At 72.2% G+C, this 21,072-nt stretch carries 18 protein-coding genes; 12 read left to right on the top strand and 6 right to left on the bottom strand.

What is annotated here, in order from left to right:
- Nucleotides 1-60: 60 nt before the first annotated feature.
- From ACGF5O_RS31790 to ACGF5O_RS31775, 4 genes are all read right to left on the bottom strand, one after another.
- Nucleotides 61-1,074, bottom strand: coding sequence for an MASE1 domain-containing protein (locus ACGF5O_RS31790; RefSeq protein ID WP_393813330.1), 1,014 nt, complete (start codon nucleotides 1,072-1,074; stop codon nucleotides 61-63).
- Nucleotides 1,075-1,187: 113 nt separating this feature from the next.
- The gene (locus ACGF5O_RS31785) at nucleotides 1,188-2,015 is read right to left on the bottom strand and encodes a PP2C family protein-serine/threonine phosphatase (RefSeq protein WP_393813329.1); all 828 of its coding nucleotides are present in this window, start codon (nucleotides 2,013-2,015) and stop codon (nucleotides 1,188-1,190) included.
- Nucleotides 2,016-2,158: 143 nt separating this feature from the next.
- Nucleotides 2,159-3,262, bottom strand: coding sequence for a GNAT family N-acetyltransferase (locus ACGF5O_RS31780; protein WP_393813328.1), 1,104 nt, complete (start codon nucleotides 3,260-3,262; stop codon nucleotides 2,159-2,161).
- 314 nt (nucleotides 3,263-3,576) lie between these two features.
- Entirely contained in the window at nucleotides 3,577-5,388 is a 1,812-nt protein-coding gene (locus tag ACGF5O_RS31775; RefSeq protein ID WP_393813327.1) for an FAD-binding dehydrogenase, read from the bottom strand.
- A 265-nt stretch (nucleotides 5,389-5,653) separates the two neighbouring features.
- Between ACGF5O_RS31775 and ACGF5O_RS31770 the strand changes: the two genes are divergently transcribed.
- The 6 genes from ACGF5O_RS31770 (at nucleotide 5,654) to ACGF5O_RS31745 (ending at nucleotide 11,146) form a co-directional block, all read left to right on the top strand.
- Entirely contained in the window at nucleotides 5,654-6,397 is a 744-nt protein-coding gene (locus ACGF5O_RS31770) for a YqjF family protein (RefSeq protein WP_393813326.1), read from the top strand.
- A gap of 118 nt (nucleotides 6,398-6,515) precedes the next feature.
- Entirely contained in the window at nucleotides 6,516-7,730 is a 1,215-nt protein-coding gene (locus tag ACGF5O_RS31765) for a carbohydrate-binding protein (protein ID WP_393813325.1), read from the top strand.
- Nucleotides 7,731-7,861: 131 nt separating this feature from the next.
- A complete protein-coding gene (locus tag ACGF5O_RS31760) occupies nucleotides 7,862-8,638 on the top strand; it encodes a polysaccharide lyase family 7 protein (protein ID WP_393813324.1) in 777 nt (258 codons plus the stop codon).
- Between the two features lie 85 nt (nucleotides 8,639-8,723).
- Nucleotides 8,724-9,521: a DUF4389 domain-containing protein gene (locus tag ACGF5O_RS31755; protein WP_393813323.1), complete on the top strand. Its 798-nt coding sequence runs from the start codon at nucleotides 8,724-8,726 to the stop codon at nucleotides 9,519-9,521.
- A gap of 40 nt (nucleotides 9,522-9,561) precedes the next feature.
- Nucleotides 9,562-10,017, top strand: coding sequence for a hypothetical protein (locus tag ACGF5O_RS31750; RefSeq protein WP_362586930.1), 456 nt, complete (start codon nucleotides 9,562-9,564; stop codon nucleotides 10,015-10,017).
- Between the two features lie 154 nt (nucleotides 10,018-10,171).
- The gene (locus tag ACGF5O_RS31745; RefSeq protein ID WP_393813322.1) at nucleotides 10,172-11,146 is read left to right on the top strand and encodes an SMP-30/gluconolactonase/LRE family protein; all 975 of its coding nucleotides are present in this window, start codon (nucleotides 10,172-10,174) and stop codon (nucleotides 11,144-11,146) included.
- A gap of 53 nt (nucleotides 11,147-11,199) precedes the next feature.
- Here ACGF5O_RS31745 and ACGF5O_RS31740 read toward each other — a convergent pair whose 3' ends face one another.
- A complete protein-coding gene (locus ACGF5O_RS31740; protein WP_393813321.1) occupies nucleotides 11,200-14,574 on the bottom strand; it encodes a pyruvate carboxylase in 3,375 nt (1,124 codons plus the stop codon).
- A 192-nt stretch (nucleotides 14,575-14,766) separates the two neighbouring features.
- The gene (locus ACGF5O_RS31735; protein WP_393813320.1) at nucleotides 14,767-15,567 is read right to left on the bottom strand and encodes a hypothetical protein; all 801 of its coding nucleotides are present in this window, start codon (nucleotides 15,565-15,567) and stop codon (nucleotides 14,767-14,769) included.
- 229 nt (nucleotides 15,568-15,796) lie between these two features.
- On the opposite strand from ACGF5O_RS31735, the gene bla reads away from it, so the two are divergent.
- The 6 genes from bla (at nucleotide 15,797) to ACGF5O_RS31705 (ending at nucleotide 21,017) form a co-directional block, all read left to right on the top strand.
- Entirely contained in the window at nucleotides 15,797-16,675 is an 879-nt protein-coding gene (bla, locus tag ACGF5O_RS31730; protein ID WP_393813319.1) for a class A beta-lactamase, read from the top strand.
- A 180-nt stretch (nucleotides 16,676-16,855) separates the two neighbouring features.
- On the top strand, nucleotides 16,856-18,457 hold the full coding sequence (locus tag ACGF5O_RS31725) for an ATP-binding protein (protein ID WP_393813318.1): 1,602 nt from the start codon (nucleotides 16,856-16,858) through the stop codon (nucleotides 18,455-18,457).
- Complete coding sequence (locus tag ACGF5O_RS31720; RefSeq protein WP_393813317.1) at nucleotides 18,454-18,861, top strand: roadblock/LC7 domain-containing protein; 408 nt, start codon at nucleotides 18,454-18,456, stop codon at nucleotides 18,859-18,861. The genes ACGF5O_RS31725 and ACGF5O_RS31720 overlap by 4 nt, the downstream gene beginning before the upstream one ends.
- Complete coding sequence (locus ACGF5O_RS31715) at nucleotides 18,858-19,205, top strand: DUF742 domain-containing protein (RefSeq protein ID WP_362586912.1); 348 nt, start codon at nucleotides 18,858-18,860, stop codon at nucleotides 19,203-19,205. The genes ACGF5O_RS31720 and ACGF5O_RS31715 overlap by 4 nt, the downstream gene beginning before the upstream one ends.
- Nucleotides 19,186-19,812, top strand: a complete 627-nt coding sequence (locus tag ACGF5O_RS31710; RefSeq protein ID WP_393813316.1) for an ATP/GTP-binding protein — start codon at nucleotides 19,186-19,188, stop codon at nucleotides 19,810-19,812. Before ACGF5O_RS31715 ends, ACGF5O_RS31710 begins: the two co-directional genes overlap by 20 nt.
- Nucleotides 19,809-21,017, top strand: a complete 1,209-nt coding sequence (locus ACGF5O_RS31705) for a cytochrome P450 (RefSeq protein ID WP_393813315.1) — start codon at nucleotides 19,809-19,811, stop codon at nucleotides 21,015-21,017. The genes ACGF5O_RS31710 and ACGF5O_RS31705 overlap by 4 nt, the downstream gene beginning before the upstream one ends.
- The last annotated feature ends 55 nt before the right edge of the window (nucleotides 21,018-21,072 follow it).

The raw sequence follows: 21,072 nt of genomic DNA, 5'->3' as shown, positions 1-21,072 counted from the left end.
CGGGCCGGGATCTTTCCGAGGGGGGACCGGGCGGCTCGCCCGGTCCCCCCTCGGCGTCGGTCACCGCGCGTCGCGCCCGCTCCGCGGTTCCGCCGCCTCCGGCGGGGCGCGCCCGGCCGGGGATTCGTGCGCGGTGAGGTGCTCCAGGGCCTCGGCCAGTTCCGTGCAGGCCTCCGCCACGGAGCGCCGGGTGTTGTGCTGCTCGGTGATGACGGCCGACAGCAGCAGCGCGGTCAGGGCCAGCGAGCCGTTGAACAGCTGCAGCTTCAGCATCACCTCCACGTGGGACAGGCGGGCGAACGCGCCGACCCCGTGCGTCGCGGCGACCGCGGCCACGACCGAGGTGAACAGGGCGCACAGCACGCTCCCCATCAGCCGGAACCGCAGCGCGGACCAGATCAGCAGCGGGTAGGCGAGGAACAGCGCGCTCACGGAGCTGAGCGTGGTCAGCGGGATCAGGGCCGCCGCGACGAGCGTGAGAGCCAGACCCTCCGGCCAGCGGCCCGGGGACGGGGGCCGACGGGCTTGGAACAGCGCCAGCAGGACGGGGGTGACGATCAGGACGCCCATCGCGTCGCCGACCCACCACGCCAGCCAGATCGGCCAGAAATGGCTCGCGTCGAGCTTGCCGACCAAGATCAGCGTGATCACGTCGACGGTGGAGCTGACCAGCATGGCGGCGAGCGCGCCGAGGAAGACCAGGGCGAGCCCGTCCCGCAGCCGGCCCAGGTCGGTGCGGAAGCCGACCCGGCGCAGCAGCAGGAAGGCGCAGACCGGACCGGCGGTGTTGCCGACGAGGATGCCCACGAGGTCGGGCCCGGGCGAGCCGATCGACAGCACGAGGAAGAGGGCGCCGAGCGAGACGCCCGGCCAGCAGCCCAGGCCGAAGACCAGCAGACAGGCCAGCGCCACACCCGTCGGCGGATAGATGGGGGTGAAGACGGCGCCCTCGACGGTGAGCCGGCACAGCAGGCCGAGCCGTCCTGCCGCGAAGTAGCAGGTGGCGACGGCCAGCGTCCGGAGGGCGACGACGGCCGGGCGGCGCAGCTCCTGGTTACCCACCACACCAGCCATCACACACCGAGGCGGCCGTCTCGGCGAGGCGGGAGCCGCCCGCGACCGGTCCGGCGGAGGCGTACCGGGCCCGGCGGCTGTACCGGACCCGGAGGCTGCACCGAGCCCGGAGGCTAGGGCGTGGCGTCCAGGTCCTCGTGGCCCATGACCAGCACGGCCGCGTCGTCCTCGTGGCCCACCCGTTCCGCGCCCTTGATCACGGCGGCGGCCAGCGACTGCGCCTCCAGGCCCGCGACGGCGGCGACGCCCGCGAGCCGCACCACCTGGTCGAGCCCCTCCTCGATGGGCAGCGACGGCCCCTCCACCACCCCGTCCGTGAGCAGCACGACCATGCCGCCGGTGGTGAGCCGGTACCTGGCCACCGGGTACTCCATACCGGACTCGATGCCCAGCGGCGGTCCGCCCTCGTCCTCGCCGAGCCCGGACTTCCCGTCGGCGGTGGCCCACACGAACGGGACGTGACCGGCCCGGGCGCTCTCCAGCAACCCGGTCTCCGGGTCGAGCCGCATGAAGGTGCAGGTCGCGAAGAGGTCGCTGCCCAGGGAGACCAGGAGGTCGCTGGTGCGGGCGAGGAGTTCGCCCGGCTCGCTGGTCACCGAGGCGAGCGCCCGCATGGCCGCCCGGACCTGCCCCATGAACGCGGCCGCCTCGATGTTGTGTCCCTGGACGTCGCCTATGGACAGGCCGATGTGGCCGTCGGGCAGCGTGAAGGCGTCGTACCAGTCGCCGCCCACGTTGAGCCCGTAGCAGGCGGGCGCGTACCGGACGGCCAGGTGGAAGCGGGGGGTGTCGGGCAGGTCCCGGGGCAGCATGCCGCGCTGGAGGGCGACGGCCAGCTCAACCTGCGAACGCTGGTACGCGGCCCGCTCGCGCGCCTGGGCGGTGAGCGACCTCAGTCTGGCCAGCAGCTCGTCGTCGTCCGTTGCACGCTTGCGGGGCATGGCTCACTCCGGCCGAGGCTCCATCGCTACCAGGGCAAACCCCTAGGTTTCAACCTTTACAGGATCATAGTGCGAACGGCGGGCGAGCGGTCGGCCGTGACGGCGACGGCCGGGCACGGGCGGCCGTCGCCGGACGGGTCGGTTCACCCCTTGCGCAGGCCGTCCGGGTGGCGGGACGCGCGCAGCGTGCCGACCGTCTTCAGCAGCCGGTCCGCCGGGTCGCGCAGCCGGGGGTGGGCGAGGACGGTGTTGCGCAGCCCGCGGACCGGCCGGCGCCACAGGCGGTGCGCCGCGGCCACCGGGTGGGTGCGGGTGGCGAAGCCCTCGCCCACCCGCAGCTCGCGGGTCTTGAGCCAGTCCTTGTACTCCTTGTCGCCGCGCCCGAGGTCGACCAGGGTGACACCGCCGCGCGCCGACGCCTCGGCGGTGCGCAGGTGCATCATCAACCCCGGCGAGTAGTAGTGCAGTTCGGGGTCGTAGGCGGTGAACCAGGCGGCGAGCACGGTGGCCGAGCGCGGGCCGAAGTGCGCGGCCACCGGGCGGTCGCCGGCGTAGAGCACGGACAGCACGCCGGTGAAGTGCTCCTCGCGGACGTGGAAGAGGTGGTCCACGAGGTCGACGATCCAGGGGCGGGAGAAGCGGTCCATGCGTCCGGTCCGCCGGTACTGGGCGGACTTCCAGCGCATCAGGGTGCGCAGGGCCGCGGGGTCGCGCTCGTCGAACTCGAAGCGCAGGTCGCCGAGGTCGCGGCCGAGGCGCCGTTCCTTCTTCAGCGTGGTCTTCGCCAGGCCCGGGTAGGTGGCGCGCAGCCACTCGGGGTAGCCGCCGTCGCCGGGCTTCACGTCGATCACCGGCGAGGCGAAGGTGCCGGTCACGTGGGGGGCGAAAGGTCTCTGCTCGGCGACCAGGTGGTCGAACTCGAAGATGGACATCCCGCAGGCGCCCAGCAGCTCCTGGGCGTCCCAGACGACTCCGGGCCGGTGCACCAGCGCCTGGCAGTCGGAGAGGCCGAGACCGACGGCCCGGCCGACGCCGAGGGCGTTGCGCTCGTACGGGAGGAAGCCGACGGGTTCCCCGCCCTCGCGCAGGACCGCCACCCGCACGCCGGCCCGGTGTCTGCCGACGCCGATCGTGAACTCCGGGGCCAGAAAGGGGTTGGCGTACTCCGGCGACTCGTCCATCGCCTGGTGCCAGGCCCGGCGGAGCGGCTCGGTCAGCTCGCCGGGTCTGTGGATCGTGATGTCCACCTCAGATCAACCGCCCCTCGGCCGACGAGATGGGTGACGCATGACTGCACTGGCCTCTGGATCGCATGGATCGCACGGGCGACCTCTCCCCCCACAACGCGTGTTCCGCGTTCTGCCGTCTCTACGAACAGCTCCTGTTCCCCGCCGTACACCCTTGTGCCCGGACCGGCGACGGGGTCGCCGGTCCGGAGGTGTCGCTCAAACGTGGCGAAACAGTACGCACGCTGTCAAGGGTGCCACTGTCGGGGCGGGTTGGGGGTGGGGTGACTCGGACTTCTCCGGTCTTTTCTGTCAGGTCGCCGTCGCCATGGCCGTCAGGTCGCCGTCGCCGCGGCCGCCGCGCGGCCCGCCTGCCGGCCGGAGAAGAGGCAGCCGCCGAGGAAGGTGCCCTCCAGCGAGCGGTAGCCGTGCACCCCGCCGCCGCCGAAGCCGGCCACCTCACCGGCCGCGTACAGACCGGGGACGGGCGAGCCGCCGCTGTCCAGGACGCGTCCGGAGAGGTCGGTCTGGAGGCCGCCGAGGGTCTTGCGGGTGAGGATGTTCAGCCGGACGGCGATCAGCGGGCCGGCGCTGGTGTCCAGGATCCTGTGGATCGGCGCGGTACGGCTGAGGGAGTCGCCGATGTAGCTGAGCGCGTTGCGGATCCCCTGGACCTGGACGTCCTTGCTGTACGGGTTGTCGATCTCCCGGTCGCGGGCCTCGATCTGCCGCTTGAGGTCGGCGAGGTCGATGAGGTTGTCGCCGGTCAGCCTGTTCATGCCGGTGACGAGGTCGGCGAGGTTGTCGGCGACCACGAAGTCGGCGCCCTTGTTCTTGAACTTCTCGATGGGCTCCGGGGTCTGCCAGATCCGGGAGAGCAGCTGCCAGACGTTCTTGTTGGTCAGGTCGGGGTTCTGCTCGGAGCCGGAGAGCGCGAACTCCTTGGCGATGATCTTCTGGGTGGTGACGAACCAGGAGTAGTCGTAGCCGGAGGCGGTGATCGAGCCGAGGGTGTGCAGGGTGTCGTAGCCGGGGATGTCGGGCGTGCCGAAGCGGCGGCCCTTGGCGTCGAACCACATCGAGGACGGGCCGGGCAGGATGCGGATGCCGTGGTTGGGCCAGATCGGGGCGTAGTTGCGCAGGCCCTCGGTGTAGTGCCACATCCGGTCGGGGTTGACGATCCGGCCGCCCGCCTGGGCCGTGATGCCGAGCATCCGGCCGTCCACGTGCGCGGGGACGCCGGTCACCATGAACTTGGGCGGGGTGCCGAGCCGGGCCGGCCAGTTCTGCCGTACCAGGTCGTGGTTGGCCCCGATGCCGCCCGAGGTGACCACCACGACCGGGGCCCGCAGCTCGAAGTCGCCGACGACGGTACGGCTGCTGGGCGTGCCGCGGGTCGCGCTGCTGGGCTCCAGGACCGCGCCCCGGACCCCGGTCACCGCACCGCCGGTGGTCACCAACTCGTCCACCCGGTAGCGGAACTTGAAGGTCACCTTGCCGGCGGCGACCGCCGCGCGGACCTTCTTCTCGAAGGGTTCGACGACGGCCGGGCCGGTGCCCCAGGTCACGTGGAAGCGGGGCACGGAGTTGCCGTGGCCGTCGGCGAGGCCGCCGCCGCGCTCGGCCCAGCCCACGATCGGGAACCACTGCACGCCCAGGCCGGAGAGCCAGGACCGCTTCTCGCCGGAGGCGAAGTCCACATAGGACTGGGCCCACTTGTAGGCCCAGTAGTCCTGGCCGTTCGGGTCGTCGACGCCCCGGTCGAAGCCCGCCGTGCCGAGCCAGTCCTGCCAGGCCAGGTCGCGCGAGTCCTTGACGCCCATCAGCCGCTGTTCGTCGGAGTCGACGAAGAACAGTCCGCCGAAGGACCAGAACGCCTGGCCGCCGAGGCTGGCCTCCGGCTCCTGGTCGAGCAGCAGCACCTTGCGGCCGGCGGCGGCGAGTTCGGCGGTGGCGACCAGGCCGGCGAGGCCGTGGCCGACGACGATCGCGTCCGCGTCCTGCGACTCGGCGGCGAACGCCCCGGCCTGGCCGAGGGTCAGACCGGCGAGAGCACCGCCGGCCACCGTCAGGACCTGACGGCGGGTGAACCGGGACGACTGCTCGGAGCCTTCGGCCGCGGCGGCGCCTGCGCTGGGAATCTCCATGGGGGGTTGCCTTCCGTACGGATGCGGGCGGTGCGGGAGACATGACTGGGACTGCCGGGACGGCAGGGTGTTACCGACGGTAGCCCAAGGTGGGAGCGGTGACCAGAGTCGTGCGCGACCGGCTCGCGGGCCAACTGCCGTACGGCGTCGGCGTCCGGACCGAGCGCACCTTCCACGAACTCCTCCGGGACCTGTCGGCAACGCCGCCGCCGCACTCTCGCGGAACGCCCCCTTCAACTCGCACTGGCGTGCTATCACCGGTGCCATGGAGACCGTGGCGACCGAGCCCGTAACCCCGTCCACCCCGCGCCCCGTCCGGCTGCCGACGATGGTCCAGGGGTGGCACCAACTGACCTTTCTGCACTGGCCGGTGGAGCCGGAGAAGGTGGCGGGGCTGCTGCCCGCCGGCACCCGGCCGGACACCCTGGACGGGGTCACCTACGTCGGGCTCGTCCCGTTCCTGATGCGGGGCACGGGCTTCGGTCCGGGGCCGGGGCTGCCGTATCTGGGCACCTTCTGCGAGACGAACGTACGGCTGTACTCGGTGGACGGGCAGGGCCGGCGCGGGGTGGTGTTCAGGTCGCTCGACGCGACCCGGCTGCTCCCGGTGCTGGTGGGCCGGCTGGGGTTCCGGCTGCCGTACGTCTGGTCCGCGATGGGGCTGCGCCGCGAGGGCGATGTGATCACCTACACCTGCCGGCGGCGGCGCCCGGCTGCCGCGAGCCGGGCGGTCGTGCGGATCGGGGCGCCGGTCGCCGAGCCGTCGCCGCTCGAGCACTTCCTGACCGCGCGCTGGGGGCTGCACGTGACCTGGCACGGCCGTACCGCGTACCTGCCGAACGAGCACGCGCCCTGGCCGCTGCACCGTGCGGAACTCCTCGACCTGGAGGACGGGTTGGTGACGGCGGCAGGCCTGCCGGAGATGGCCGGGCCGCCGGTCAGCGTGCTCTGGTCGCCCGGTGTGAAGGTGCGGTTCGGGACGCTGGAAGTGCTCCGCGCCGCCAGGTAAAGAGATCGTATGGTCTAGTCCAAAGTGAGCTTTGGTCCAGTCCAATTCATTGACGTGACCGCGACATCTCCGGAAGCTGGGACCCACCCCACACCTCCCCGGCCCCCTGGAGGCACCAGTGAGACCCCTTCGCGCATGTCTGGGCGCGGCTGCCGCCGTCACCCTCGCCGCCGCCGGCACCACCGCGCTCGTCGCGAGCAGCGCCTCGGGCGCGACCACGGCGCTGAGCAACCGGTGGTACGCCGCCGCCCCCTACCTGATGCCGCTGGACAACAACCCGCCGGACGCGGCCGCCATCATGGACGCCACCGGCCTCAAGGCCTTCCAGCTGGCGTTCGTGCTGGCCCCCAACGGCGGCGGCTGCTCGCCCACCTGGGGCGGCACCTCGGCGGTCTCCTCGGACACCGCCGTCCAGTCGGTGATCAACACGATCCGGGCCAAGGGCGGTGACGTCTCCGTCTCCATCGGCGGCTACGGCGGCACCAAGCTGGGGCAGACCTGCGCGGACGCGGCCTCCACCGCGGCGGCCTACCAGCAGGTCATCACCAAGTACGGGCTGCACGCCATCGACTTCGACCTGGAGGAGCCGGAGTACGAGAACACCGCGGCGATCAGGAACGAGATCGGCGCCGCGAAGATCCTCCAGCAGAACAACCCGGGCCTGTACGTGTCGGTGACGACGGCCGGCACGGCGGACGGCACCGGCTGGTTCGGCAAGCAGATGCTGCTGGAGGCGAAGTCGCAGGGGTTCACGCCCAACAACTTCTCCATCATGCCGTTCGACGGCGGTTTCAGCGGGGCGGCCTCGCAGACCAGCGCGCTCACCAACTTCAACTCGATCCTCCAGTCGACCTTCGGCTGGGACCAGGCGACCGCCTACGCCCACGAGGGCTTCTCCGGGATGAACGGCCGCAGCGACACCGGCGAGTACTTCACCCAGGCCGACTTCCAGACCGTGCTCGACTACGCGACGAGCCACAACATGGACCGCTTCACGTTCTGGTCCCTGAACCGGGACCGCCAGTGCACCCCGGTCGACAACAACGGCACCACGTCGGGCACCTGCTCCAGCGTGGCGCAGGGCGCCTGGGACTTCGCCAAGTACTCGGTGAAGTTCGCCGGGGTCACCCCGCCGACCACCACGCCCACCCCCACGCCGACCCCGACACCCACCCCCACCTCGTGCAAGACCGCCTGGAGCGCGACGGCGGTGTACACGGCCGGGAACGAGGTCTCGTACAACAGCCACAACTGGAAGGCCAAGTGGTGGACCCAGAACGAGGTGCCCGGCGCCTCCGAGTGGGGTCCCTGGCAGGACGAGGGTGCCTGCTGAACCCCTTGACGGGGCTGGTCCGGACCTTTAGCTTCACGGGTCACGACGGTTATGGATGCGTCCGGAGTTCACACACATGAACACCCGTGAGTGGGCTCCGGACGCCGCCCTCTAACGAAAGGACCCCCCACGTGAACCGTTCCCGGCTGCTCGCGGCACCCACCGCCGCGGGCCTCGCCCTCGCGCTCACCGTCCTGTTCGGCGGCAGCGCGGACGCGGCGGACCCGAACGTCGCACCCGGCGGCAACTTCGACCTGTCCGTATGGCAGCTCCAGGAGCCGGTCGGCTCCCCCGGGTCGCCGACCACCATCTCCTCGTCCCGGCTGCAGGGCGCGAACGGCTACCAGGACGCGTACTTCTACACCGACACCCGCGACGGCGCGATGACCTTCTGGGCGCCCGAGAAGGGAGTCACCACCCCGAACTCCAACTACGCCCGCTCCGAACTGCGCGAGATGAACCGGGACGGCAGCGCCGCCAACTGGTCGCTGAGCGGCAGCCACAGGATGAGCGCGACGCTGCGGGTGGTCTCGGTGACCAAGAACGTGTGCGTGGGCCAGATCCACCTCGGCACCGGCGGCTCCTCCACCAAGCCGCTCCTCGAGCTGTACTACCGCTCCAACGGCGACATCGTGCTCGGCACCGAGAACTCCCCGGACGGCGGCCAGACCTCGCACAGCGTGGGCCACGTGTCGATCGGCAAGACCTGGACGTACACCATCGCGGTCTCCGGCGGGAACACCATCGACCTGACCGTCAACGGCACTACGACGCACTACGCCATTCCGTCCTCCTTCAACCCGTACAAGCAGTACTTCAAGGCGGGCTCGTACAACCAGTCGTCCTCCGACAGCACGACCAACGGCGCCCGGGTCGCGTTCTACGGCCTGACCGTGAAACACGGCTGAGTTCGCCCGGTCCACCCTGGCGGGGGCCGTCGTTCCGCCGCACGATGGAGAGGCCATCCGCCGCGGCCGGACGCCGGGAGGACTCATGACGCAGAGCTGGGGACCACGTCCGCCCGCCACCGCGGACGGCCCGGAGTGGCGGCCGGCGCTCGACATCCCGGCGCCGGCGCGGCAGCGCCGCTGGACGGTGCTGCTGCGCTGGCCGCTGCTGGTCCCGCAGTACGTCGTGCTCCTCTTCCTCGGCATCGCGGCGTTCTTCGTCACGGTGGCCGGCTGGTTCGCGGCGCTCGTGCTGGGCCGGCTGCCCGACCCGATCGCCTCGTTCCTCGGCAGGTACCTCGCCTACGAGACCCGGGTCGCGGCCGGCTCCATGCTCCTGGTGGACCGGTATCCGCCGTTCGCCCTCACCGCACCCGACTTCCCGGTGCAGATCGAGCTGCGGCCCGCCACCCTGAACCGGCTCGCGGTGCTGTTCCGGCTGATCCTGATGATCCCGGCGGCGATCGTCGCCAACCTCGCGGCGGCCGGCTGGTTCGCGGTGTGCTGGATCTTCTGGATCATCGGGATCGTGCTGGGCCGGCTGCCCGCGCCGGTCTTCGGGGCGACGGCCGCGGTCGCCCGCTACCGGATGCGGTTCGGCGCCTACATCAGCATGCTGACGCCCGTCTACCCGAAGGGGCTCCTCGGCGACTCGCCGGCCGCCGGGGAGCAGGTGCGCTCCGCCACCCGGCCCCTGGTCCTCGACACCGCCGCCAAGGTCCTGGTCTGGGTCTTCCTGGTGCTCGGCCTGATCACCCAGGTCGCCTCCCGCTCCACCGGCGACCACGACATGAACGGAGTCGCGAATACGCCGCAAGTGGTACATCTCGCGGGACGGTCGTAGCGTCGAAGGGAAAGGTACGGCCGAACGGGCGGGAGCGACCATGCGCAGACCAGTGGTGGGAACGGCGATCGGACTCGGGGCGGCCCTGCTGCTCACGGCAGGCATGACGACGGCGTCCGCGACGCCGCCGACACCGTCCGCGTCGCGGGCCTCCGTCCAGCACCCGGTGCTCGTCGACTGCCTCTGGCACCAGCGGTTCCGGCCGACCGACTTCATGCTGGCCTGCGGCGACGGCAACAGCCTCCTCACCGGCATGCACTGGACGCAGTGGAACGACAGGACGGCGGTCGCCCAGGGCGTCAACGTGGTGAACGACTGCAAGCCGTACTGCGCGGCCGGGAAGTTCCACAAGTATCCGGTGACCGTGCGGCTCGACCGCCCGACGGCCTGGACGAAGCACCCGAACGTGCAGCACTTCACGCGGATGAACCTGACCTACTCCGGCGCACGCCCGGAGGGATACACGCAGGTCATGAACTACCCGATGTGGAACTGAGCGGGGCCGTCACCCGGCTGCGCGGCATGCGGGGCCACGCCGTGCGCCGGGCGGGCGACGTCGCGGCCACGGCTGCCCCTGGCCGGGGGCGGGGAGGGGTCATGTTGGTGTGACCGGTACGCCGGAGCCTTGCGCTCCCGTCGAAAGAGGTCACATGCCCCGATTCCCCCGCCGGGCCGCCGTTGCCCCGGCCGTGGTCGCGATCGGCCTGCTCGCGGCGGTTCCGGCCGCGAGCGACGAGCCGGTCCTCTCCCGCCCGCACACCGTCGCCCATTTCGATCTGGCCCGGGGACAGACACCCGAGAGCGTCGTCGCCGAGCGGGGCGGCGCGGTCGACATGTCCTTCGCGGTCGCCCGGCAGGTCGTCAAGGTCACCCGTGAGCGCCGGGTCCGGGTCCTCGCCACCCTGCCCGACGAGAAGCACCCCCGGACGCCCCTCGTGAACACCGCGGTCACGCACGGCCTGGCCCGCGCGCACGACGGCACGCTGTACGTCAACTACGCGACCGGCACCGACAGGACCGGCGTCTGGCGCATCCCGGCGGGCGGCGGCAGGCCCGAGCAGATCGCCCGGCTGCCGGCCGAGGGCCTGCCCAACGGGCTGGCCCTCGACGAGAGGCACGGCGTGCTCTACGCCGCCGACTCGGCGCTGGGCACGGTCTGGCGCGTCCCGCAGTCGGGCGGCACGCCCACCGCCTGGGCCACGGGCACCGAACTCTCCGGAGTCCCGTCGGCCACCGGCTTCGGCGCCGACGGGATCAAGGTGCACAAGGACGCGGTGTGGGTCACCAACACCGACCGGGGCACCCTGCTGCGCATCCCGGTCGGCGCGGACGGCTCGGCAGGGCCGGCGCAGACCCGGGCGACGGGCCTCACCGGGGTCGACGACTTCGTCTTCCCCGGGCACTCGGACCTCGTGCTCGCCGCGCTGAACCCGTCCAACGAGGTCGTGCTGGTCGCCCCGGACGGCAGCCACGGCACGGTCCTGACGGTGCAGGAGGGGCTCTCCAACCCGACCTCGCTCGCGGTGCGCGGCCGTGACGTGTTCGTGGCGAGTTCCGCCTACTCCACGCAGCGCGACCCGAACCTGCTCAAAGCCCTGCTCGCCGCGCACTTCTCCCGCTCGTAGCCGGGGCGGGCCGGGCGGACCCGGCCCTCCCCCGCTCCCCGGGCCGTCCGGCCTCAGGCGATCTCGACCAGCAGGTCGCCGCCCTCCACCTGCTGGATGCGGTTGATGGCGAGCCGGGAGATCCGGCCGGCCTTCGGGGCGGTGATGGTGGCCTCCATCTTCATGGCCTCGATCGTGGCCACCGTGGCACCCGCCTCGACCTCCGCGCCCTCCGCCACCGCGAGCGTGACCACGCCGGCGAACGGGGCCGCGACATGGCCGGGGTCGGCGCGGTCGGCCTTCTCGGTGACCGGGATGTCGGAGGCCGCGGCCCGGTCGCGGATCTGGATCGGCCGCAGCTGGCCGTTGAGGCTCGACATCACCGTGCGCATGCCGCGCTCGTCGGCCTCGCCGACCGCCTGGAGCTCGATGAGCAGCCGGACGCCTTGCTCCAGGTCGACCGCGTACTCCTTGCCCGGGCGCAGCCCGTAGAAGAAGTCCTTGCTGTCGAGGACGCTGGTGTCGCCGTAGGTCTGGCGGTGGGTCTCGAACTCGCGGGTCGGGGCCTGGAACAGCAGCCGGTTGAGGGTGGTGCGGGGCTCCTTGGCCAGACCCTCGCGGTCCTCTGCGGACAGTTCCGGGGCCGGCTTCGCGGGGGCGCGGCCCTGGAGGGCCTTGGTGCGGAACGGCTCGGGCCAGCCGCCGGGCGGGGTGCCCAGCTCGCCGCGGAGGAAGCCGATGACCGAGTCGGGGATGTCGAAACGGTCGGGCGTCGACTCGAAGTCCTCCGGGCTCACCCCGGCGCCGACCAGGTGCAGGGCGAGGTCGCCGACCACCTTGGAGGACGGGGTGACCTTGACCAGCCGGCCGAGGATCCGGTCGGCGGCCTCGTACATGGCCTCGATGTCCTCGAAGCGGTCGCCGAGGCCCAGCGCGACTGCCTGGGTGCGCAGGTTGGAGAGCTGGCCGCCGGGGATCTCGTGGTGGTAGACGCGGCCGGTCGGCGAGGCGAGGCCCGCCTCGAAGGGGGCGTAGACCTTGCGGACGCTCTCCCAGTACGGCTCCAGATCCTCGATCGCCCGCAGGTCGAGCCCCGTGGGACGCTCCGAGTAGTCGGTCGCGGCCACGATCGCCGACAGGGAGGGCTGCGAGGTCGTACCGGCCATGGAGGCCACCGCGCCGTCCACCGCGTCCGCGCCCGCCTGGATCGCGGCGAGGTAGGTGGCCAGCTGGCCGCCCGCCGTGTCGTGGGTGTGCAGGTGGACGGGGAGGTCGAACTCGCTGCGCAGCGCCGAGACCAGCTTCGCGGCGGCCGGGGCGCGCAGCAGGCCGGCCATGTCCTTGACGGCGAGGATGTGCGCGCCCGCGTCGACGATCTGCTCGGCGAGCCGCAGGTAGTAGTCGAGGGTGTAGAGGCACTCGCCGGGGTCGGACAGGTCGGCGGTGTAGCAGAGGGCCACCTCGGCGACCGCGGTGCCCGTCTCGCGTACCGCCTGGATGGCGGGGCGCATCTGGTTGACGTCGTTGAGGGCGTCGAAGATGCGGAAGATGTCGATGCCGGTGGCGGCGGCCTCCTGGACGAAGGTGTCGGTCACCTCGGTCGGGTAGGGGGTGTAGCCGACGGTGTTGCGGCCGCGCAGCAGCATCTGGAGGCAGATGTTGGGGACGGCCTCGCGCAGCGCGGCCAGCCGCTCCCAGGGGTCCTCGGCGAGGAAGCGGAGCGCGACGTCGTAGGTGGCGCCGCCCCAGCACTCCAGGGAGAGCAGTTCGGGCAGGGTGCGGGCGACCACCGGGGCGACGGCGAGGAGGTCCTTGGTGCGCACGCGGGTGGCGAGCAGCGACTGGTGGGCGTCGCGGAAGGTGGTGTCGGTGATGCCGATGGTGGGCGACTCGCGCAGGGCGCGCGCGAACCCGTCGGGGCCGAGTTCGACGAGCCGCTGCCGGGAGCCCGCGGGCGGCTCGCCGGCCGGCAGCGGGGGCAGCTTGGTGGTCGACTCGATCAGGTGGGGGCGCTCGCCGTGCGGCTTGTTGACGGTGACGTCGGCCAGGTAGGTGAGCAGCTTGGTGCCGCGGTCGGCGGAGGTGCGGGCGGTGAGCAGGTGCGGGCGCTGCTCGATGAACGACGTGGTGATCCGGCCCGCCTGGAAGTCCGGGTCGTCCAGGACCGCCTGGAGGAAGGGGATGTTGGTGGCCACGCCGCGGATGCGGAACTCGGCGACGGCACGCCGGGCGCGGCCGATGGCGGCCTTGAAGTCCCGGCCCCGGCAGGTGAGCTTGACCAGCATGGAGTCGAAGTGCGCGCTGATCTCCGTACCGGCGTGGGTGGTTCCGCCGTCGAGCCGGATGCCGGAGCCGCCCGGGGAGCGGTAGGCGCTGATGCGGCCGGTGTCGGGGCGGAAGCCGTTGGCCGGGTCCTCGGTGGTGATGCGGCACTGGAGGGCGGCGCCGTGCAGCTTCACCGTCTCCTGGGAGAGCCCGAGGTCGGCGAGGGTCTCGCCGGAGGCGATGCGCATCTGGGCCTGGACCAGGTCGACGTCGGTGACCTCCTCGGTGACCGTGTGCTCGACCTGGATGCGCGGGTTCATCTCGATGAAGACGTGGTTGCCCGCGGGGTCGAGGAGGAACTCGACGGTGCCGGCGTTGCGGTAGCCGATCTCGCGGGCGAAGCGGACGGCGTCGGCGCAGATGCGGTCGCGCAGTTCGGGGTCGAGGTTGGGCGCGGGGGCCAGCTCGATGACCTTCTGGTGGCGGCGCTGCAACGAGCAGTCCCGCTCGAAGAGGTGGATGACGTTGCCCTCGCCGTCGGCGAGGATCTGCACCTCGATGTGGCGCGGGTCGACGACGGCCTTCTCCAGGAAGACGGTCGGGTCGCCGAAGGCGGAGGCCGCCTCCCGGGAGGCCTGTTCGATGGACTCGCGCAGCGCGGCCGGGTCCTCGACCCGGCGCATGCCGCGGCCACCGCCGCCGGCGACGGCCTTCACGAACACCGGGAAGCCGACCTCGTCGGCGGCGCGGACCAGTTCCTCGATGTCGTTGGAGGGCTGGGAGGAGCCGAGCACCGGTACGCCGGCGGCGCGGGCGGCGGCGACCGCGCGGGCCTTGTTGCCGGTCAGCTCCAGCGTCTGGGCGCTGGGCCCGACGAAGGTGATGCCCGCCTCCTCGCAGGCGCGGGCGAGTTCGGGGTTCTCGGAGAGGAAGCCGTAGCCGGGGTAGACGGCGTCGGCACCGGCCCGGCGGGCCGCGGCCACGATCTCCTCGACGGAGAGGTAGGCGCGCACCGGATGTCCCGGTTCCCCGATCTCGTAGGCCTCGTCGGCCTTCAGCCGGTGCAGCGAGTTGCGGTCCTCGTGGGGGAAGACGGCGACCGTGCGCGCACCCAACTCGTAGCCCGCGCGGAATGCGCGGATGGCGATCTCTCCACGGTTGGCGACCAGCACCTTGCGGAACATCCCTGGATCCCTTCAGCCTGCCGGCGACGAACACCATGGTGTCAGCCGCGCCCTGCCGTAGCCCGCGCAACATTAGGGGTTGGCCGGACCGGCTGAAGTGCGAAAACCATCACATTGACGTTGTTGAGCACTTCGGCGGGTCTGCCGCGTGACATATGGGTTTTCGGGGAATCCGGGAGGGTTGGGGAGTCTTCAGGGGAGCCGGAGGGACGGTACGGGGTGGCGCGGTGGGCCCGGCCGGGGTGTCGGCGGGTCCGACCGGGGCGGCGACGGCGTGGTGCCGAGGCGTTCCACCAGCCGGGCGGGGAACGGCAGCCTGCGGCCGTGCAGCAGGCCGAGGACGACCGCGGCGGCCACGGCGATCAGGTGCTCGCGGCCGGCGAGGTTCGGCACGGCGACGGACTCCCACACCATCGAGCCGCCGGTGAGGGTGAAGACGACGGGGGCGCGCCGGACCACCGCCAGGTAGGTGAAGAGTCCCACCACGGCGGCGGACGGCCCCGTGTCGAGGATCCGGCCGACCTCAGGGGGCAGGCCGAAACCCCACCAGCCGGGGCCGAGGGCGACCATCACCCGGGCGGTCATCGTGCCGGCCAGGGTGGTCACGTACGCGACGGCGAGGGTCCGGCCGCGGCCGAGGGCGAGTTCGGCCAGCGCGAAGGCGAGGAAGAGCTGGGTGATGCCCGCCCAGACCGGCAGGTCGAGCGCCGGGACGTAGAGCGACACCGGGGTGCGCAGCAGGGAGAGCCACAGGGGCAGGTCGGCGGTGACGCCGCCGAGGTGCCACACCAGCCTCCGGCCGAACGGGTGCTGGGCGATGCCGTGGAAGAAGATGACGCCGAACGCGGCCACGAACGCCAGCACGAGCCCGGACAGTCCGCGCCGTACCAACTGCCGTACCGGGTCCAGCACGACGGCGTGCCATTCGCCGCGCAGCGTGCGCCCCGTGAACCGGACCGCCCGCGCGGCCCCCCGGCTCCAGTCGCCTTTCACGAAGGCAACGCCCCCCTCGACACCGTCCCCGTCGTCGGCCTGCGCCCTCCAAGAGGTTCTCCGCGCCCGGGCCGTTCCACGCGTCATCGTATAGACGTTTGGATCATTTGCGACGATGCGGGAGCTACGGTCGGTCGGATATCGGCGTCGTATTTATCACCCGTCCACGGCTGAACCCGCACGGCCGCGATCGCGTCCCCCTGAGCGTCGTCCCGGCAAAGGAGCAGTAATGCGTGAACCGTCCCGTCGCACGGTGCTGGTCTCGGCTCTGGGGTCGGCGGTGACCACCACCGCGCCGGTCCCGGGGGCGACGGCGAGACTGCGCGCCCTGGAGCGCGAACACGGGGCCCGGCTGGGGGTGTTCGCCCGGGACACCGGGTCCGGGGCGCGGCTCGGGTACCGGTCGGGCGAGCTCTTCCCGATGTGCTCGGTGCACAAGCCGCTCGCGGTCGCCGCCGTCCTGCGCGACCTCGGCGAGGACGTGCTCGGCAGGGTCGTGCACTACGACGAGAGCGATGTCGAGCGGGCGGGCGGCGCCCCGGTCGCCGGCAGGCCGGAGAATCTCGCCGCGGGGATGACCGTCGCGGAGCTGTGCGGAGCCTCGGTCTCGTACAGCGACAACACCGCGGCCAACCTGTTGCTGGAGCAACTGGGCGGCCCGGTGGCGGTGACGAGGCTGTGCCGTTCGCTCGGGGACCGGGTGACGCGGCTGGACCGGTGGGAGCCGGAGCTGAACTCCGGGGAGCCGGGGCGGGTCACCGACACCACCACTCCGCTGGCTGTCGCCACGACCTACGCGAAGCTGACGGTCGGTCACGCCCTGGCCGGGGCCGACCGACGGCGGCTCACCGGCTGGCTGCTCGCCAACACCACCGGCGGTGAGCGGATCCGTGCCGGGCTGCCCGGCGACTGGACGGTGGGCGACAAAACCGGAACGGGCGGCTATGGCACCGCCAACGATGTCGCGGTCGCCTGGCCCCCGGGCCGCGCGCCGCTCGTCGTGGCCGTCCTCTCCACCCACGACGAGGCCACCGCCGGGGCCGACTCGCCGCTGGTCAGGGAGGCCGCCGCGATCGTGGCGGACACCTTCGGGTACGGCAGCGCATAAGATCGTTCACAGCCGGAGCACAGCAAGTCACCTTTCCCGGTACGGGATTTCTGCGATGAGACCGGAACCGTTCTGTTTCGATCACGAACTCTCGTATAGTGACGCGCAGTTCAGCACCGAGCGTCACAACTCCTTCACCGGACACACATCCCTACCTGCTCCGAGGACCAGACCGGACCGATGACCGCGCCCACGCACCCCGGCGAACGACCTGCCCTCCGTACGCTCGTTCCGACCTTCGCGCTGACCGCGGTGGTGTCGGCCCTCGCGGTCTTCGCCGCGGTGACCGCCGCGCCGGCCTCGGTCCGCACGCCCCTCGCCCTCGGCGGGAGCGCCGCCGCGCTGCTGCTGTGCGCGGCGGTGACCTGGGCCGTGCACACGACACGGGCCGCACGCGGTGCCCGGCGCCGGCTGGAGGCGGTGAGCCAGGACATCGGGCGGCTGCTCCAGCAGCAGGCCAGGACCACCGAGGACGCACGCCAGGAGCAGCAGCGGCTGATCGACGAACTGGCGCAGCAGCGCAGCGAGTTCGCCGACTCCTTCGAGCAGGAGCGGACCCGGATCCACCAGGACAGCGGCCAGGAACTCGACTGGTACCGGCAGGAGAACGCCCGGCTCACCGCCGAACTGGAGCGCGCCCTGCGGGAACGGGCCGCCGCGATCGCCGCCGCCGGCAACGCGGCCGGACGGATGCAGGCCCTGGCCACCGCCACCCTCGCCGACCTGCGGTCCATGGAGGACCGGCACACCGACGAGGACGTGCTGGCCGACCTGCTCCACCTCGACCACCGCACCGCCCAGGCGGGCCGGCTCGCCGACTCCATCGCCGTGCTCACCGGGGCGCGTTCCGGCCGCCGCTGGGCCCGTCCGATCAGCATGGAGTCGATCCTGCGCGGCGCGATGGGCCGCATCAGCGGCTACCGCCGGGTGCGGGTGCACTCGGTGAGCGAGACGGCCGTCGCCGGACACGCCGCCGAGGGTGTCATGCACGTGCTGGCCGAACTCCTCGACAACGCGGCCAACTTCTCGCCGCCCACGGCCGAGGTCCACGTGTACGTGGAGGAGGTACCGGCCGGGGTCATCGTGTCCGTGGAGGACAGCGGCCTGGTGATGGGCGACGTGCAACTGCGCCGCGCCGAACGGGCGGTCACCGGTGACAGCACCGAACTGGGCGGTCTCAGCGGCACCCGGCTCGGGCTCGCGGTGGTGGGCCGGCTGGCCCGCAAGCACGGCCTGAAGGTGTCGTTCCGGCCGTCGGCGCGCGGCGGCACCGGGGTACTGATGCTGGTCCCGCAGGACCTGCTGACCCGCCCGGTCGCCGACGAACCCGCCTCGGCACAGGAGACGGAGCCGGAGAAGGAAACGGCCGCACCGGTACCGGCAGCGCTCGACCCCATACCCGTGCACGAGTCCGCCGCCGAGCCCGACGAGGACGAGGACGGACCCACCGGGCTGCCCAGGCGGCGCCGCGGCCGGACCCTCGCCGAGGCCGAGCGCCGGTCGGCGCCCCAGCCGGCCGAGCCGCCGCGGCCCGCGCCCGGCGGCGCGGACGCCCAGGTCCGCGCCGCCCGCTTCAACAGCTTCCGGCAGGCCGTCCGCCCGGCCGCGCACGACGCCCGCTCCGCCGAAGTCTCCGCCGAAGCCCCCGGCACGGCCGGCGGGCCGGCCGCCCCGTACGCCCCCACCCCCGCGCACGACCCGGCCCCCGCGCCCCACCCGGAGTCCGGTCCAGAACACACGTCCCACCCGCATGCGTACCCGGAAGGCGACCCCACTTCATGACCGGCAGGACCACCGCCGACTCCCAGCTCACCTGGCTCATCGAGGGCCTCCTGGAGCGCACCCCCGGCGCGCGGCACGCCCTGGTGCTCTCCCGTGACGGGCTGAAGCTCTGCCGTACCCCGGAGCTCTCCGTCGACCAGGCCGACCAGCTCGCGGCGATCGCCGCCGGCATCCAGTCGCTGTCGCACGGGGCGTCCGTCGAGTTCGGCGACGGCAGCGGCGGCGTGCGGTCGGCGATGACCGAGTTCTACGGCGGTGTGCTGTTCATCGTCGAGGCTGGCGAGGGCGCCCACCTGGCCGTGGTGACCAGCGAGGACGCGGACCCCGGGCTGGTCGGGCACAACATGAGCGAACTGGTGGAGCAGCTCGGCGAGCACCTGACCGCGCAGCCCCGCACGTCATGAGCCGCCCGGGCAGGGACGACGCGCCCGACCGCCTGTACACCATCACCGGCGGCCGCAGCGGCTCCGGCCCCGACAGCCCCTTCGACCTGGTCACCCTGGTCGTCGCCGAGTCGGAGCCGACACCCGGCATGCAGTCGGAGCACGCGGCGATCCTGCGCCTGGCCGAGTTCCCGACCTCGGTGGTGGAGATCGCCGCGGAGCTGAGACTGCCGGTGAGCATCACCAAGATCCTGCTGGGCGACCTGCAGGCGGCCGGCCGGGTCAGCGCCCGCCACCCCCACCGGCCGGCCATCACCGACCCCGACATCCTGGAGCAGGTGCTCGTTGGACTCCGCAACCTCTGACGCGCGCACCCCGTTGGGTGCCTCCGCCGACCACGGTTTCAAGATCGTGGTCGTGGGCGGCTTCGGCGTCGGCAAGACCACCCTGGTCCGCTCGGTCAGCGAGATACGTCCCCTCAACACCGAGGAGACGATGACCCAGGCCGGCGAGGAGGTCGACGACATCCGGGAGGTGCGCGGCAAGTCCGCGACCACCGTCGCCTTCGACTTCGGCCGGATCACCCTGGACGCCCGCAACGTGCTGTACCTGTTCGGGGCGCCGGGCCAGGAGCGGTTCTGGTTCCTGTGGGACCGGCTGTTCTCCGGCACCCTCGGCGCGGTCGTGCTGGTCGACACCCGGCGGATCGGCGACTCCTGGTACGCCATCGACCGGCTGGAGAATCACGGCACGCCGTTCATCGTGGCCTGCAACGACTTCGGCGGCCCCGTGCACACGCCCGAGGACGTCCGGCACGCCCTCGACCTGGACCCGCACGTCCCGCTGGTCAACTGCGACGCCCGGTCCCGGGAGTCCGGCAAGCAGGTGCTGATCGCGCTCGTCCAGCACGTCAAGAACCGGTACGCCGGCCCGTCCGCACCGGCGGACCTGCCCCGACAGGAGTTCGTGTGACCACCGAAGCCGTGCCGCTCGGCGGCCCCCGGTTCCAGACCGAACCGGCGCGTCTGTACCGCGAGATGCGGCGCGACCACGGTGCCGTCACCCCCGTCGTGCTCGACGGGGACGTGCCGGCCTGGCTGGTGGTCGGCTACCGCGAGCTGCACCAGGTGACCGGGGACCCGGTGCTGTTCAGCCGGGACTCGGACCTGTGGAACCAGTGGGACATGATCCCCGACGACTGGCCGCTGCTGCCGATGATCGGCCGCAAGCAGCCGTCGATCCTCTACACCGTCGGCGAGCGGCACCGCGAGCGGGCCGGGATGATCAGCGACGCGCTGGAGGCCGTCGACCCGTTCGAACTGCGCGGGCACGCCGAGCGGTTCGCGGACGAACTGATCGACGGGCTGTGCACGAGCGGCGAGGCGGACCTGATCGGCCAGTACGCGATGCTGCTGCCGGTGCGGGTGCTGGCGCGGCTGTACGGCTTCCCCGACGAGGAGGGGCCCGGCCTGGTCACCGCGCTCAACGACATGATCGACGGGCGTGAGCGGGCGATCGCCGGGCAGCAGCATCTGGGCTCGTCCATGGCCCAGTTGCTGGCCGACCGGAAGGCGGACCCGGCCGACGACGTGGTGTCGCGGATGCTCCAGAACAAGAGCGGGTTCACCGACGAAGAGATCATGCAGGACCTGATGGTCATGATGGCGGCCGGGCACCAGCCGACCGCCGACTGGATCGGCAACTCGCTGCGGCTGATGCTCACCGACGACCGGTTCGCCGCCTCGCTGTTCGGCGGGCGCAACAGTGTCGCCGAGGCGATGAACGAGGTGCTGTGGGAGGACACCCCCAGCCAGAACATCGCCGGCCGCTGGGCGTCCCGGGACACCCAGCTGGGGGGCCGCCGGATCCGCGCCGGCGACCTGCTGATCCTCGGCCTGCAGGGCGCCAACTCCGATCCGCAGGTGCGCACCGACGCCTCCGCGCTGACCGGCGGCAACAACGCGCACTTCTCCTTCGGGCACGGCGAGCACCGCTGCCCGTTCCCCGCGCAGGAGGTCGCCGAGGTGGTCGCGCGGACCGGGATCGAGGTGGTCCTCGACCGGCTCCCGGACATCGACCTGGCGGTGCCCGCCGACAGCCTCACCCGCCGGCCCTCGCCCTGGCTGCGGGGGCTGACCGAGCTGCCCGTCCGGTTCACGCCCGTACCCGCCCTGTAGTCACCACCGACAGTTCGGCGCAGCAGCACACCGATCGGCGCAGTACTCCGACCCT

It is taken from the genome of Streptomyces sp. NPDC048291, from assembly GCF_043201715.1.
GTDB lineage: Bacteria > Actinomycetota > Actinomycetes > Streptomycetales > Streptomycetaceae > Streptomyces.
This window is presented reverse-complemented; position numbering and strand designations above follow the sequence as displayed.

Excerpts from the sequence above, each read along its gene's own strand:
- ACGF5O_RS31725 (WP_393813318.1), top strand. The coding sequence starts at position 16,856 with ATGACCGCGCCCACGCACCCCGGCGAACGACCTGCCCTCCGTACGCTC.
- ACGF5O_RS31790 (WP_393813330.1), bottom strand. The coding sequence starts at position 1,074 with ATGGCTGGTGTGGTGGGTAACCAGGAGCTGCGCCGCCCGGCCGTCGTC.
- ACGF5O_RS31740 (WP_393813321.1), bottom strand. The coding sequence starts at position 14,574 with ATGTTCCGCAAGGTGCTGGTCGCCAACCGTGGAGAGATCGCCATCCGC.
- ACGF5O_RS31775 (WP_393813327.1), bottom strand. The coding sequence starts at position 5,388 with ATGGAGATTCCCAGCGCAGGCGCCGCCGCGGCCGAAGGCTCCGAGCAG.
- ACGF5O_RS31720 (WP_393813317.1), top strand. The coding sequence starts at position 18,454 with ATGACCGGCAGGACCACCGCCGACTCCCAGCTCACCTGGCTCATCGAG.
- bla (WP_393813319.1), top strand. The coding sequence starts at position 15,797 with ATGCGTGAACCGTCCCGTCGCACGGTGCTGGTCTCGGCTCTGGGGTCG.
- ACGF5O_RS31770 (WP_393813326.1), top strand. The coding sequence starts at position 5,654 with ATGGAGACCGTGGCGACCGAGCCCGTAACCCCGTCCACCCCGCGCCCC.
- ACGF5O_RS31785 (WP_393813329.1), bottom strand. The coding sequence starts at position 2,015 with ATGCCCCGCAAGCGTGCAACGGACGACGACGAGCTGCTGGCCAGACTG.
- ACGF5O_RS31755 (WP_393813323.1), top strand. The coding sequence starts at position 8,724 with ATGACGCAGAGCTGGGGACCACGTCCGCCCGCCACCGCGGACGGCCCG.
- ACGF5O_RS31715 (WP_362586912.1), top strand. The coding sequence starts at position 18,858 with ATGAGCCGCCCGGGCAGGGACGACGCGCCCGACCGCCTGTACACCATC.
- ACGF5O_RS31745 (WP_393813322.1), top strand. The coding sequence starts at position 10,172 with ATGCCCCGATTCCCCCGCCGGGCCGCCGTTGCCCCGGCCGTGGTCGCG.
- ACGF5O_RS31750 (WP_362586930.1), top strand. The coding sequence starts at position 9,562 with ATGCGCAGACCAGTGGTGGGAACGGCGATCGGACTCGGGGCGGCCCTG.